Genomic DNA, 14908 nt, shown 5'->3' with positions numbered 1-14908 from the left:
CTATGCTCCGCTGGAGGCCAGCGGAGCATCACCTTGGGACGGCTCCACCCTGATGGGGATGTACTTCGAAACCGGAGTACTGCTCCCAACACCGCAACTATCCAACGGCACCAAGGGGTTCACTTCCGGGTAGTAGGCCGCTGCCTGTCCTGGAGGAATATCGTAGGGCAGTACTCGAAAACCTCGCACGCGTCTTTCGACGCCATCATTCCAGATCGACACCATGTCGACTTTGGCACCAGCAATCAAACCTAGTCTATCGATGTCGTGTTGGTTGATGAAAACAATCTCTCGCTGTCCCGTCACGCCGCGGTAGCGATCATCCAGCCCATAAATGGTGGTGTTGTATTGGTCGTGCGAGCGCAGGCTCTGCAGGACCAGGTCATGCTTCTCACCGGACGACCTTACCGCTTCCGGTAGCAAATCTGCTGGCAAGTCACTGGCAATGAACCTCGCCATACCGCTATCCGTGCGCCAACAACGTGTAGCCGCCGTATTAGCAAGGTGGAACCCACCCGGGTTTTGCAGTCGCTGCTCAAAATGCTCGAAGCCTGGAACACAGGCGCTAATCGCGGCACGGATAGTCCGATAGTCGTCCCGCATTGCTTGCCAATCAACAATGTGATCACCTACTGTCGCTCTCGCCATTCCAGCAATAATCCAGGGCTCAGACCTCATTTCCTCAGAGAGCGGCTCTAGCTGGCCGAAAGATGCATGCACCATGCTGAACGAGTCTTCCACGGTAACGCATTGGTGGCCGGAGGCTTGACGGTCAATATCCGTTCGGCCCAGGCACGGCAAGATCAGCGCATCATTGCTCACCATTAAATGGCTGCGGTTCAGCTTGGTACTGATCTGCACATTTAGCGCGCAGCGGGACAAAGCGGCATGAGTCACCTTGCTGTCCGGTGTTGCCTGGGCAAAATTCCCACCCAACCCGATGAAGACTTTTGCCCTCCCCTCCAGCAATGCCTTGATTGCTTCTACTGTGTTATGGCCTGGCTTGCGCGGAGGGCTGAAACCAAAGTATTCCTGCAAGCGATCCAGAAACGCAGGGCTAGGTCGCTCATCGATGCCCATTGTTCTATCGCCTTGCACGTTACTGTGGCCCCGAACCGGACACACGCCGGAACCAGCGCGGCCAATGTTTCCTCGCAACAGCTGCAGGTTCACAATTTCCTGAATTGTCGCTACACCGTGATGGTGTTGGGTTATCCCCATTGCCCAGCAGAAAATAGTGTTTCCGGCATCGCAAAAAAGCCGCGCCGCCTGCTCTATCTCGTCTAGGCGGAGACCGGACTGAGCAACTACATCAGCCCAATCAGTTGTATCCAGCACGGCGATATAATCCTGAAAGCCACTGGTCTGAGAAAGTATGAACGCCTCATCAAATACACCCTCCAGACGATACCGCTGAGCTTCACGCTGCCACTGCAGCATGTACTTGGCCATCCCGCGCAGTACCGCGAGATCGCCACCCAGAGCTGGCCGAAAATAAGCGGTGTGCATCGCGTCAGCGCTATTGCTCAGCATTCTCGCCATGCTTTGCGGATGCTGAAAGCGTTCTAGCCCGCGCTCTTTCAGCGGATTGAAGCAAACCACCTGTGCTCCGCGGCGTACTGCATCGCGTAAGGGCTCTAGCATTCTTGGATGGTTGGTTCCCGGATTCTGGCCCAGCACAAAAATTGCGTCAGCTTGCTCAAAGTCGGCAAAGGTGACCGTGCCTTTGCCGGTGCCAAGACTCGCCCCCAAGGCAACTCCACTCGCCTCATGACACATGTTGGAGCAGTCAGGAAAGTTGTTGGTACCAAATATGCGAACGAATAACTGATATAGGAAAGCCGCCTCATTACTGGCCCGCCCAGAGGTATAAAACTCTGCCTCGCCTGGTGAATCCAAGGCGTTCAGATGCTGCCCGATAAGCGCAAAGGCATCGTCCCAACTGATGGGCACGTAATGATCGCTATCTCGGTCATAGCGCATCGGCTCGGTCAACCGACCTTGGTACTCTAACCAGTAATCCGTTTGCCGGCGCAGTTGCGCAACACTATGCCGTGCAAAGAAATCAGCATCAACTTTTCGGGAGGTTGCCTCCCAGTTCACAGCCTTGGCGCCATTCTCACAAAACTTCACGCGCCCCGTGCCGGGCTCTTCTCCCCAGGCGCACCCTGGACAATCAAAACCTCCGTGCTGATTAGTCTTCAACAGCGCACGAATATTCTTGATTGGTTGGCTGCTGCCCAGCCATGCATTGGTAACGCTGCTCAACGCACCCCAACCTGCCGCCGGCCCCGTATAACGTTTAAATTTTTCCTTGCCGGCTTTTGGCGTACTCATACTGGCTCCGGACTATAGACTCTGGGAGCGCTGGAACGCGGTATGTGCACAAGGTTCAAATTGCAGTAGCGAGCCCAGGAAACACTAATGTCGGTTGGAGCTGACAAGGTGGCAAGGGTAGAAAACCCTGCGCGCACCGCTTTCTGTATCAGCTCAAGGCTACAGCGGCTGGTGACCACCACAAAACCATTACTTGGGAGGCGCTGATCGTTTAGCAGCGCGCCAATCAACTTGTCCATGGCGTTGTGCCGCCCCACGTCCTCACGACATAGCTTGATCTCGCCCCTTTCATCCACATAGAGCGCGGCGTGCAACGCACCTGTCTGTTTGGCCAGTAGTTGGTGGCTGGCCAGACAAGAACGTAACTTGCTCAGGTGCTGGGCTGGAGGTAACGCTCGTGTGGGATGAACCGGCAAGTCCGGTAGCGCGTTGGCAAGTGACTCTACACCACACAGGCCGCAGCCGGTCGACCCTGCCTGCGACCTGCGTAGCTGCTTGATCTTGGTGAAAGCGCGCTGACTCACACTTATCTGCAACTGAATACCAACAAGGCCCTGGGTAACCTCTATGCCGTAGATACAAGCTGCATCCTTTATCAAGCCGCTGCCAATGCTATAGCCGATCGCCAAGTCTTCAAGGTCAAAAGGGCTTGCCATCATGACGGCCTGACTGATGCCGTTATAGACGAAAGCAACAGGCACCTCTTCAGGTAAAAAAATCGAGGCAGTCCCTTTTTGACCACCTAGTTCGGTGTACGAATGAAGCTGCGGATGGGCTGCTTGAAAACCTGATTGGTTATTGGATGAATAAGGCAAGGGGGGCACCTCTAGCTCAATACGAGCATAACGGGACTCTCAATCATTCTTTTGACAGAATGGAAATCTTATTTCAGAATGATAACCCATCACAGAACACACAAACACCCTGAAAAACAAAAGCTATTGCTGCGTGTTTTAGACCTAAGGTTACAGCCAAGCTATCGCTCCAAGGAACACAATCATGAAAGCAGCTGTTATTAATGAACGCGGCGCACTGCCCGTCATTCAAGACTTCAAAGAGCCTGCCCCACAAGAAGGTTCTGTACTTATCAGTGTAGACACCGCCGGCTTGGGTGGCTGGGATGTGCTTGGCGCTTACCGCTTGGGTGTTGAGTACCCCTGCGTCATTCGCGGCGAAGGTGTTGGCCGTAATGCTGAAGGCACGCGCGTTTATTTTGGTGAACGGTCGGTATTACCTTTTGGCGCTTGGGCGGAAAAAACTCTGGTTCCAGCAGAAGAAGTTTGGGAGGTACCTGACCACATCGATGACCGTACCGCTATCACCATGGGCATAGCGGCCACAGGCGCCCTCGTTCCTCTCGAAGCAGCGAACATCAAGCAGGGTGAGACCGTTCTGATACTTGGCGGGACAGGAACGCTGGGGCAGATAGCTCTGCAACTTGCGCGTTACCTCGGTGCAGGAAAAGTGGTTGCTGCCGGGCGCAGCGCCGAAGCCCTGGCAAGACTCACCGAGCGCGGAATTGCCGATAGCGTCGTCTGCCTTAAAGGCGATGAAAGCGATGTACAAGCCCTGAAGAGCGAGGCTGGTGAAGGCTACGATGTAGTGTTGGATTTAGTATGTGGCCAGCCATTACTTTACGCATTAAAGGCCTGTCGCTGGGGCGCACGAATAATGACGATAGGAACGGGTGCCGGCCGCCAGATCAATTTGGATATCGCTGACCTGTTATTCAAAACTCTGTCATGCATCGGCACCGGACAAAGGCCGCCTGCAGACCGCCAGAAAATTTGGCAGCGACTGCTGAAAATCTCTCAAGAGCAAAACATCACCGTGGACTACTCGGAGTTCTCTTTCTCCGATACGTCAGATGCATGGCAAGCTCAGCAGAACGGCCCCCACGCCAAAATTTACGCGAAGCTCAATTAGCCTGTTTTCTCATCTCGAACTGACAACCCTTTCTCCTAGGGAGTAATCGCCTCGAGGCGTGCGCTCCCTTTTTTTAATAAAACTAGAAGCACCTCTAGATCGATTTCTTACAGGCTTCGGCAACTTAGGCATTAAATCAAAATGCTGTTTGAGCGGTGCAAGGCAGCAATGAATGGCTTACAAGGCATGTTTTTCTCCGATTGCATTGGGCCTACGCGGGGAGAGCTTTAGCCAGAGAGCCATGCTATCCCGCACGCCCTGATCAACGCGGCACCGGCACAGCCAGAAGTGATGCGCCCGTAGAACTGAAGGGCTTCACTCGTAGGCGCCAGCCGAATAAATCAACTCATAGCTGTGGCTGTAGATCTCAAGGATGTTGCCGAAGGGGTCTTCCATGTAAACCATGCGATACGGCTTTTCACCGGGAAAATATTCGCGTACCGGCATGCGCTGCTTTCCACCAGCCGCGACAACCTTAGCCGCCAAACCCTCAACATCTGGGTCCTGAACACAGAAGTGGAAAACACCTGTTTTCCAATACTCAAAGTTGTTTTCAGGCTTTTCGGCATTTTTAAACTCAAAGATCTCCACACCAACCCTGTCACTGGTTGATAGATGAGCAATCCGGAATGAGCCCCAGCCGGCACCGAATACGTCGCTGCACATGACCCCAATCGCTGAGTCGTCCTCACTGATAGTGGTTGGTGGCATGATGAGATACCAACCCATCACCTCTGTGTAGAATTTCACTGCGGCATCCAGATCGGTAACAGAAAGACCGATATGGGAAAAGCTTCTCGGATAAGCCTGCGACATGACTGTATCTCCTGATGTTTGATCAGTGGCCAGTCTAGGGAGGCAAGCCTATAATTAAAACAACAAGAAAGTTATTGAAACCATAAGATATCATTATGCTAAATCCACAATGGCTGCGCACCTTCTTGGCCCTGAGGGATCAAGGCAGTTTCACACGCTGTGCCGAGCATCTCGACCTGACCCAGGCCGCGGTCAGTCAGCACGTGAGGAAGCTGGAAGAACAGCTTGGGCCCTTGCTGATACGTCGCCCTCGACAACTTGAGCTCACACCCGCTGGTCATGCACTGTTGGACTACTGCAGGGAGGTCGGCGCCGCCGATCAGCGGCTTCGCAGAAAGCTGTCAGAGGCAGACGATACCTATGGAGAAATCGGGCTGATCTGTCCTGGCAGCATAGGCTTGGTCTTGCATCCAATGATGCTGGCATTACAGCAAGAAAACCCGGGGCTTATCATGCGTCAGCGCTTTGCCCCTGATAATGAAATACTCCAAGCCGTCCTGGAGAACCGCTACGAACTAGGTCTAACAGCCCTCAAGCCTGATGATCAGCGCATTAGCGTGAGTCGCTTTACCGAGGAACCGCTAGAGCTTGTGGCACCAGCGTCAGAGCGTATCAACAGCTGGGAGGACCTAGCGCGCATCGGCTTCATTGACCACCCGGATGCTCGTGCCATGGGAAGCCGTCTACTTAGCCGCTACTACCCAGGCGAGAAGGGAATTGACAGCATTCCCTCTCACGGATTTACCAACCAGATAAGTATGATCCTGGAACCTGTGGCGCGAGGGCTGGGATTCACAATTTTGCCCCGTTACGCCCGCTTGGCCTTCCAACGCCCTGAAAGCATCCAAGTAATCGATGGGCCTGTGTTGGTTAAAGACACGCTCTGGCTGATCCATCGCTCGGAGTGGCCTCTCTCTAGCCGGGCCAAATGGGTTATCGAAGAACTAAGCTTGCAAGTGTCCAGTCTCTAGGGAGTACCAGCTCAGCATCGGGGGCTGGAATCAGCTTGCGAGGAACTCTTCTGTCGTTGTAACCACGCCATACACGGTAAGCGTACTGGGAATACACCGCGCGCCGATCAGCCCGACATCCACTGACGCGGTAGCAGTTGGTCGATCTCGCTAGCCTCCTGCATTGGCAACCGCGTCAGCATGTCGTTGCGGTAGACATACGGGTCATGGCCATTCATGCAAGTCGACTGGGTCAGGCTTATGATCCCAGCAGCCCGCTTACCGCTGCGCAACGATCCCGCAGAGAGCCTGTTTTACCTGCCAAGCGCCCACGGCCTGATCCGGTACTCGACCGCATAGTTGTCGATGGACACAGGAGCAGCATCCAGGTAGCGCGTCAGCACTACGCAGGCTGACACCCATCGCTTGGGCAGCTTCGCAGGGGCGCAGACCATCTTCAAGGATACGCGTGATCAAAAGGGCTCGACCATGGACAGTTAATCGGGCATTTTTGTGGTTGTTCATTCGGGGCTCCGGGGGCTTGTTGTTTCGCACCTCCAATCTGCCGGGTATGTCCCGAATGAACAACCTACTGAAAGATCACAGCTAGGCGCACTAGTGGCGACGCAGTTTGTGCGGCCCGCGATCTCGACGGATCAACGCCCCTTTAAGTTCGCAGCCCGGCGCCCCAGAAATGACGCGACATCTTCGGCAAAGTCCTCGCTGTGGAGCATCGGCAGCAGATACTGCGCAACTCGTTACACCAAGAGTTCGGTTACCCTACGACCCGAAGGTTGTAAGCCCATGAGCGAACAACAATAGTCCTCCTTAAAACCACTTATCCTGCATGTCATAGGTCAAACTGTCTCCTGCACTGAGCAAACGTGCCTGACTCGCGAGACCAGCCAGTTCCCAGTTCATGAAATAGCGCGCCGCATGGATTTTGCCTTGATAAAAGGCTGTTTCATCGCTGCCTGTGCCGGCCTCCAACGCCCGGTCGGCAACCATGGCCTGGCGCAACCAGATCCAACCGACCAGCACTCGCCCGAATAAGTCCAGATAAGCCGTGGCGTTGGCGAGCCCAGCATCTGTATTCGCGTTCACCTGCGCCAGCAGGTCAGTACTAACTTGTTCGAGGATAGCGAGCGCGTCTGCCAGTGCTGCGGCTATTTCAGTACACGCGCCAGAGGCACTTTCAATACTGCTGCGTGCAGCCTGCAGAAACAGGCGATACCCCTTGCCACCGCGCTGGCTAAGTTTTCGCGCCAGCAGGTCAAGCCCGTGAATGCCTTCGGTACCTTCGTGAATAGGATTCAGACGGTTGTCTCGGTAGTACTGCTCCAAGGGGTATTCACGGATGTAACCTGAGCCCCCCAGTATCTGAATACCCAGATCCGAGGCCAGGACGCCGTATTTTGACGGGTAGGATTTAACCATCGGGATCAGTAAATCAAGCAGCTCGGCCGCATCTTCACGGGCGGAAGCGGTCGGCGCGGTGTGGGCGTCCTCGAACAGGCTGCTGGCGTACAGGCACAGACTCAGACTGCCTTCTGCATAGACTTTCTGTTGCAGCAGCATCCGCCGAACGTCCGCATGTTCAACAATACGCACTTGAGGCGATAGCGGATCCTTGCTCGCAGGGGCTCGTCCCTGTGGGCGTTCGCGGGCATAATCCAGCGCATGCAGGTAGCTCTGGTACGCCAGGACCGATGCACCGAGGGCGACGCCGATACGTGCTTCGTTCATCATCTGGAACATGTATGACAGGCCCTTATTGGGCTCACCGACCAGGTATCCCACCGCGCCGCCCTGCTCGCCGAAGCTGAGCACCGTTGAGGTGGTATTGCGATACCCCATCTTGTGCAGCAGCCCCGCCAAGGCCACATCATTACGTTTGCCAAGATGACCTGCGTCATTCACCAGCACCTTGGGTACCAGAAACAAGGAAATGCCCTTGACCCCGGCTGGCGCGCCCTCTATGCGTGCCAACACCATGTGCACAATGTTCTCGGTCAGCTCATGGTCACCACCGGAAATGAACATTTTCTGACCAAAAACGCGATAGCTCCCATCCGCGCTCTGGCGCGCGGAGGTTCGTATGTCGCCCAAAGCCGAACCCTGGCCTGGCTCGGTCAGCGCCATGGTGCCACTGTAACGACCATCCAGCATCGGCGGCAGAAAACGATCGCGCAGGGCATCGCTGGCAAAGCTTTTTACCAGGTTAGCCGCGCCTATTGTCAAAAAGGAATAGGCCGCCGTGGCGATATTGGCAGCAGAAAAATAGGCCACACAGGTACGCAGAATTACCTCTGGTAACTGCAAACCGCCATACTCTGCATCGTGGTGCGCGGCATGAAAGCCAGCCTGCGACAAGGCAGCCCATGCGACCTTGGTTTCCGGAATCAGGGTCACCTTTTCACCATCAAATGTCGGCTCGTTGGCGTCCCCCTTCTGATTGTGCGGAGCAAGATAGTCGGTCGCTATAGCCCGCGCCGTTTCCAGTGTCGCGTCAAATACGGCGCGGTCATGCTCTGCATAACGCGGTCGCTGCAGCAGTGCTTCCGTATCCAGCACTTCATATAGCTGGAAGTTCAGCTCGCGCTCGTTCAGCAGCCTGATGCTCATATTTACCTCGTAGAAATCCAACTAATTGAAATACAGTCGCTCGCGGCTCACACCTGCTGGCAGGGCGGCAGCGCTAACCATAGAAAATTCAACGCCCTACAAAACGGGCCGGCCGGCGCTCAAGGAAAGAAGCTACGCCTTCAGAAAAGTCCTCACTACCAAGGAGCGGCAGCAGATCGGGAATGAGCCGATCAATAGCCTCCAGTCCGCCCTCATCCAGCGATTTCCGCGCACTGCTCAGCGTCTGCAGAACGGCACGCGGCGCCTGCCGGGCAATGCGCTGCGCGATATCTAGCGCCCGCTCGAATGCCTGACCAACCTCACACACCTCTTGAACCAGCCCAAGCCGGTACGCTTCCCGGGCGCAGAACTCATCGCCGGTCAGCAGGTAGCGCATTGCATTGCCCCAGCTCATATTCTGGATAAAGCGCACAGTCGCGCCGCCCACTGGATAAAGCCCGCGCTTCACCTCAATCTGGCCAAAGCGGCAATCCTCGGAGGCGACCCTGATATCGCCGGCCAACATGAGCTCCAACCCGGCGGTAAAACAGATACCTTGCACTGCAACCACCATGGGTTTGGATAGCCGTCGATCAGGGTCCAGACCGAAAGGATCGCAAGCGACAGCTGGCAGCTTAGGGAAACATCCCTTTCGGAACTGTTCAGCCCATTGGTCCAACTCCAGCCCGGCAGTGAAGTGAGCCCCTTCTGCGTAGAGCACGCCGCAGCGGAGTGAAGGGTCGCCATCCAACCGGCCATAGGCCTCTGCCAGTTGCACATAGAGATCAATATCCATGGCATTCAGCTTGTCAGGCCGGTTAAGCCCAATGCAAAGCACGTCGCCCTGACAGGTCAGGCAAACTTTGTCATTCATCTATCCGGCCCCTGTCTCTGCGCCCATCTGAGATATATCAATACACTTGGATACAGCAGCACTTGCTCAGTAGTCCTGCAGAAGCACCCAAAGACCCAGCCCTGAATGCAGTAAACAGACAAGCGCCACTACCAGCAGCAACAACCCACCGCCAAGTAGCGCACGCAGCCAACGCTGCCCCCGTAAAGCCATCAACAGATCAATCAGCTGCAGACCGCACAGCAAGTAGAAAAGACCAATACGCCAATCCATCAGCAGCGCTGCAGATAGAGCTATCCGTATGCCGGCAGACAACAGCCGCAACACACTTCTTGTACTGCCAGTGCGCAGCTGCAGCAGTATTTGCAGCAATGCACCCGCTGCCAATAAACAGAGCAGGATGGCGCTGAGCATCTGCGCTTTGCTGATGAATCCTGGTGGGCTGTAGATCACACCGTTTTTTTGCTCGTAGGCGGCCTGCGCTCGCTTGAGTTCAGCAAGCCTTTCAGGGTATTCACCTGCCAGATCGTTTACCTCAGCCGGATCAGAACTCAAATCAAACAGCTGCCACTGCCCTGTTCCAGCGGGTATTGCCGACTGCACCACCTTCCAATTATCGCGGATGTAAGCACGCGAGCCATGCAACTCGTAACCCACTTCGTAGGGTGTCGTCGAAGCAGTCTTACCCCTTAGCAGCGGAAGCAGCGTGCGCCCTTCCAGCGGGGCCAAACTAGAATCCTGCTGACCAGGGTGCACGAGATGCACAGCATCCAATACCGTGGGCACGATATCCCTTACGTGCGTGAACGCAGCCGACCGAATGCCCGCTTGCTGCGCACCGGGCAAGACCATGATGGCCGGCGTGCGGATTCCACCCTCATAGACGAAATACTTGAATAGGTTCAGGCCACCGCCGCTGGCCGTCGCCCAGCCCGGTCCCTGCGAGGCGAAAGAGCCAGGCGCACCGCGATTTTCCAGGCTGTTATCAAAGCTCTCATGGAAGGCGCGGGTATGCGCCGGATAGATCTTCGGTGGCGTACCGTTGGCACCGTTGTCGCTCAAAAACACAATCAAGGTGTTATCCAATTGGCCCTGCTGCTGCAGCACGTCGAGCACGCGGCCAATCTGCTCGTCCATGTAATCGATCATGGCGGCGTAGATCTGCATGTCGCGACGTCGCAGGGCTTTTTCAGACTCGGGCAACGAGTCCCACTCGGCAATCAGCTCCGGCCACGGTGGCAGCGGCACGTCGGCGAAGACACCAAGCGCTTTGAGCCGTTCGTAGCGCTCTGCACGCAGTTTCCCGTATCCCTCGTCGTAAACACCGTCATATTTGCGGATGTACTCCTCCGGTGCCTGCAAGGGGTCATGCGGTGCGGTGTAGGCAAGATAGGCAAAGAACGGCTGATCACTGGCAGCGTCGCGTTGCAGCCAGTCAATCAGGTAGTCCGTGTAGTTGCGGGTTGAGTAAAAATCCGCTGGCAAACTATCAACAATCTTGCCGTTGCGGGTATAGACCACAGGCTCAGCCGGATGCAGCGGGCGCATGTCAGCGTAATGGCTGGCACCGCCTGGCAACAGCGCAAAGGATTCCTGAAAGCCACGATTGAACGGCGCATATTCAGGCTCATCGCCCAGATGCCACTTGCCAGAGAAATAGGTGCGATAACCGGCCTTGCCGAGCACTTCAGCCAAGGTCACCACACGGTCGTTGAGGTGTCCTTCATAGCCATCGTGCCCCTGCTGCTCCGGGGTAATGACTTGCGCGCCCTTGCCGGCCAAGTGATTATCCGCGCCAGTCAGCAGCACCGAGCGCGTGGGCGCGCAGGTGGGCAGCGTGTGGAAGTTGGTAAATGCCACACCCTGCTCGGCCAAGCGCTGCAAGTTCGGGGTATGAATCTCGCTACCGCCAAAAGGGCTGATATCACTGAAGCCCAAGTCATCGGCCACGATGAACAGCACATTGGGCTTTTCAGAACGAGCCTGCGCAGTGACGGCCGTCAGGGTACACAACAGCAGTATCGACAGCTTGAGGCAGCCTCTGGACAACGCACAAAAGCGGAACATTCAAAACCCTCTTGTTATATAAGCCCTTCATCAGTACCAGACGGCCTGACGCAAAAAAAGCCGCCCGATACCGGGCGGCAAAGCGTCGCAGCAATTACCGCAACGGAGCAGCAAGAAGCACTACCGAACGCCAGAGTTACGCAGCGCGTTAGGCGTGTATTCCGATGAACTGGCAGTAAATCCGAACTCGATCGGACTGTTGATTTCGTTACGCAGCCCGAATACCGAATAGCGCCCATTGAGCAGGTCAGAGATAGACTCAGCGGCTAACCAGGGAATCTTGCGGTCATACAGTGGAATCATAAAGCCCTCCGAAACCCGCCACAGTTGTCCCCGTGCATCGTATTGCTCGGCCAGCGAGATCTGCCAGGTGTCCTCGTCGATATAGAACACCCGCTTGGCGTAGATATGACGCTCGTCCGGCTTTAGGGTGGCTTCTACCACCCAGACCCGGTGCTGCTCGTAACGCAGGGCATCAGGGTTGAGGTGTCCGGGCTGAATCAAATCGTCATAGCTCAGGCTCGGAGAGTCGATCTGGAAGTTGTTATAGGGCATCAGCACCTCGCGCTTGCCTTTAAGCTCCCAGTCGTACTTGTCCATCGCGCCGTTGAACATGTCCAGATTGTCGGCAACCCGCTGGCCGTCTGTGGCCGGAGTAGGGCCGTCATAGGATACCTGCGGCGCACGACGTACACGGCGCTGGCCAGCATTGTAGAGCCAGGCTCGCCGTGGCTCCTTGACCTGATCCAGCGTTTCGTGAACCAGCACGATGCTGCCGGACAACCGCGCTGGCGACTTGATTTCCTGCATGAAGTAATACAGCACATTGTCCGGGTTGGCCGGATCAAAGTCCTTCAACTGGTCGCGGTAGCTGAACTGCTGCTGCATCAGCACCGGCACAAAGGTGCCATCGACCAGCGGCGCTGTCTGAATTACCTGACGGCGTGCACTGCCACCGCGATATCGACCAATGTGGTTCCAAACCACCTCCTTGGCCGCCTTGGGGATTGGGAAAGGCGTGGCGATAGAGAAGTTCTTCAGCCCGGCGCCACCATCCACCATGGTGGTCTTTACGGCGTTTTGCGCAATCGCATCGTAGACCGACTGAGGCAACGCCGCACTGCGGTGGCTAGCATAAACCGGCAGGCGGAAGCTGTCGGTATAGCGGCGCAGCATGGCCTTGTGACCGTCGCTCAACAGAGCTTGGTACTGATCCATATTAGCCGCTGTGATGACAAACAGCGGTTGCTCGTTAGCATAAGGGTTGGCAGGGCGGCCGGCGGCATCCACGCTGCCGGCGTTCTCTGGCAGGCCGCCGGTCCACTCAGGTATAGAGCCGTCGGCATTGCCGGCACGCTCAGCGCCAGTGGGTGTGAGGCTTGCGCCCAATTGAGCGGCTTCATCAGCCGACACGGCCGCGTTGGCCTGCGCAGCCGCCAGCGCAAGCGCTAGTACAGAAAGCAAGGAAATACGGGTTTTCATGGGGCCTCCTTAGAAGGACACGCTGAAGCTGAGCGACAGAAAGTCGCGATCTACGGCAGTGTTGTACTTGCCGCCAAAGAAGTTGGTGTAGCTGATACCGGCGCCATACTGGTTCAAGTAGGTCGCATCAACGCCCAGCGCGATGGCACGGGCGCCTTCCTCGAAGCCTGGCGAGGGGGCATAGCCATAAACGTCATGCGACCAGGTCACGCTTGGGCGCAGTTCCACCCCGGCAATCAGGCTGCTGTAATCCCACACGCCGCGCATGCGATATCCGGCAGAGAAGTCGGTGACAAAGCCCTCGTCATTGCAATGGGGGCCGCCGCACAAGCTGTTATCGGGGTAGAGTTCGCCCTGGCCAAAGGTGTTGGCACGGCCATAGCGCAGCCCGCCCTTACCTTCCAGGCCGCCAACATAGGTTGCCCCCGCCTCGGCGATCAGCGTAAAGCGATCAGCGCCCATCACGCGGTCGAACATGTGGATAGCGGTCATCTGCGCCTGGGTGACTTCCTTGCGCTGGTAGCCGTTGAAGAAGCCGTTATTGGTCGCGGTATATTCGCCCGATGACAGCAACGGGGTGTTAGCCGGAATGCCGACGGCCGCGATGGTCTGATCCACGGAGTTGAGCTGGATCGGCATGTTTGGCCGGTAGCTGATCTCCCCCGCCAGGCTGGTACCAATATCCAGCGCAGTGCTAAAGCTCAGGCCATAGAGACGGATGTCCTCGGGGTAATCGATGTAATACCCGGCGGTACCCATACGATAGGCCGCCACCAGTGCCGGCCCAAGCTGGCTGCCCATCAGCGCACCACAAGCTGGCCCTGCCAGCCCGACGTTGGCACACAGCTGCGGTACAAACGCGGTGTCCTCCACATTCGGACTGAAGCGCGAGCTGACGTAGGGCTGCTTGCTATGGTAGTTGGCGAAGTAGGCGCCAATCTCGGCATCGAGACTGCCAACATACCAACGCCCGGCGACCCCGAACTGCCCGCTGTCTCGCGGCTCCTTGTCGCGCATGCGTTTGATTTCAACACCTTCGCTGGTCAAGTTGACACCAAAAGGGCTCAGCGCCGCCTGAGCAATGGCGTTCTGGTCCAGCACCGGGCCAACGGTGGCGCCGCCACAACCGTCGGCGACGAAGTCGTTAGCAGCGAAGAAAGTGCCGCAGTTATCGACCACCGTCTTCTGCCATTCAAATTGGTAGAAAGCATCCAGCGTGAAACTGTCGGTCAGTGCCTGGGAGATAAAGAAGGTATTTGCCGGCAACAAACCTTCCTTGATCTCGGCGCCCGGCTGGCGCAGGGCCGAGATGTCTACCGGATTCATGCCATTGATGCCGCCACGAATAAAGGTACTCTCGCCCCAGTTGATCACCTGCCGGCCGATACGCACGGTACCGCCCAGATCACCGACCTGGTAGTTGTGATAGAAGAACGCATCCAGCAGCTGAAAGCCGGAGCTTTGGGCCATATTCGCGCGGCCGTCGTCGCTGATCTCCTTGAACGGATGATCGCCGTCGGCCAGCTCGAAATCGTACCAATAGCGGCCACGCACCAGGACCCCGGAGTCGTGATAGCGCAGATCCAGGTCATGGATACCTTTGAAAACCGTGGAAAAGGCATCGCCCTTGTCGAAGTTGCGGCGCCCATCATCGCCACTGGATGCCAGCAGCTCTTGCTCGCGTGACTGGGTCGACCAGCTGGAGCCAATCGACAGCACCGAGTCGAGCTGCCCTTCAACCTCGCCCAGGGTGAAATTCAGCGCAAAGGCCGGCGTTGCAAAGACGCCGCACAACCCGAGGAAGACAGGAAAAGCACATATTGTTCTTGTATTCATCTTCTTTCCTTCTTGT

10 protein-coding genes and 2 pseudogenes are annotated in these 14908 nt (G+C 56.4%); 2 read left to right on the top strand and 10 right to left on the bottom strand.

The genetic code is table 11. From position 1 onward, the window contains the following. Entirely contained in the window at positions 1-2337 is a 2337-nt protein-coding gene (locus tag BLU26_RS14665; RefSeq protein WP_092287614.1) for an FdhF/YdeP family oxidoreductase, read from the bottom strand. Then, positions 2334-3152, bottom strand: coding sequence for a formate dehydrogenase accessory sulfurtransferase FdhD (fdhD, locus tag BLU26_RS14660; protein WP_092288512.1), 819 nt, complete (start codon positions 3150-3152; stop codon positions 2334-2336). The genes BLU26_RS14665 and fdhD overlap by 4 nt, the downstream gene beginning before the upstream one ends. Before the next feature lie 184 nt (positions 3153-3336). Here fdhD and BLU26_RS14655 point away from each other — a divergent pair, with 184 nt between their 5' ends. Continuing rightward, positions 3337-4263: a quinone oxidoreductase family protein gene (locus BLU26_RS14655; protein ID WP_092287613.1), complete on the top strand. Its 927-nt coding sequence runs from the start codon at positions 3337-3339 to the stop codon at positions 4261-4263. Positions 4264-4578: 315 nt separating this feature from the next. On the opposite strand, the gene BLU26_RS14650 is transcribed toward BLU26_RS14655, so the two are convergent. Further along, positions 4579-5079, bottom strand: a complete 501-nt coding sequence (locus BLU26_RS14650) for a lactoylglutathione lyase family protein (protein WP_092287612.1) — start codon at positions 5077-5079, stop codon at positions 4579-4581. Between the two features lie 95 nt (positions 5080-5174). Here BLU26_RS14650 and BLU26_RS14645 point away from each other — a divergent pair, with 95 nt between their 5' ends. After that, positions 5175-6050, top strand: coding sequence for a LysR family transcriptional regulator (locus BLU26_RS14645; RefSeq protein WP_092287611.1), 876 nt, complete (start codon positions 5175-5177; stop codon positions 6048-6050). A gap of 107 nt (positions 6051-6157) precedes the next feature. Here the strand turns inward: BLU26_RS14645 and BLU26_RS14640 are convergent. The 7 genes and pseudogenes from BLU26_RS14640 to BLU26_RS14610 form a co-directional block, all read right to left on the bottom strand. Continuing rightward, positions 6158-6457: pseudogene (locus BLU26_RS14640) on the bottom strand (transposase domain-containing protein); the annotation flags it as partial. Next, a pseudogene (locus BLU26_RS14635) lies at positions 6429-6554 on the bottom strand (leucine zipper domain-containing protein); the annotation flags it as partial. The pseudogenes BLU26_RS14635 and BLU26_RS14640, both read right to left, overlap by 29 nt. A gap of 303 nt (positions 6555-6857) precedes the next feature. Continuing rightward, entirely contained in the window at positions 6858-8654 is a 1797-nt protein-coding gene (locus BLU26_RS14630; protein ID WP_092288511.1) for an acyl-CoA dehydrogenase, read from the bottom strand. 88 nt (positions 8655-8742) lie between these two features. Beyond that, a complete protein-coding gene (locus BLU26_RS14625) occupies positions 8743-9528 on the bottom strand; it encodes a crotonase/enoyl-CoA hydratase family protein (RefSeq protein WP_092287610.1) in 786 nt (261 codons plus the stop codon). A 66-nt stretch (positions 9529-9594) separates the two neighbouring features. Then, positions 9595-11574: an arylsulfatase gene (locus BLU26_RS14620; RefSeq protein ID WP_092287609.1), complete on the bottom strand. Its 1980-nt coding sequence runs from the start codon at positions 11572-11574 to the stop codon at positions 9595-9597. A 120-nt stretch (positions 11575-11694) separates the two neighbouring features. Beyond that, positions 11695-13056 carry a DUF1329 domain-containing protein gene (locus BLU26_RS14615; RefSeq protein ID WP_092287608.1) on the bottom strand — a complete coding sequence of 454 codons (1362 nt, stop codon included), beginning with the start codon at positions 13054-13056 and terminating at the stop codon, positions 11695-11697. Between the two features lie 9 nt (positions 13057-13065). After that, complete coding sequence (locus tag BLU26_RS14610) at positions 13066-14892, bottom strand: DUF1302 domain-containing protein (protein WP_092287607.1); 1827 nt, start codon at positions 14890-14892, stop codon at positions 13066-13068. Between the last annotated feature and the right edge of the window lie 16 nt (positions 14893-14908).

Source organism: Halopseudomonas sabulinigri (assembly GCF_900105255.1).
GTDB classification, from domain to species: domain Bacteria; phylum Pseudomonadota; class Gammaproteobacteria; order Pseudomonadales; family Pseudomonadaceae; genus Halopseudomonas; species Halopseudomonas sabulinigri.
The sequence above is the reverse complement of the archived record's forward strand: the minus strand, read 5'-3'. Positions and strand labels throughout refer to the sequence as shown.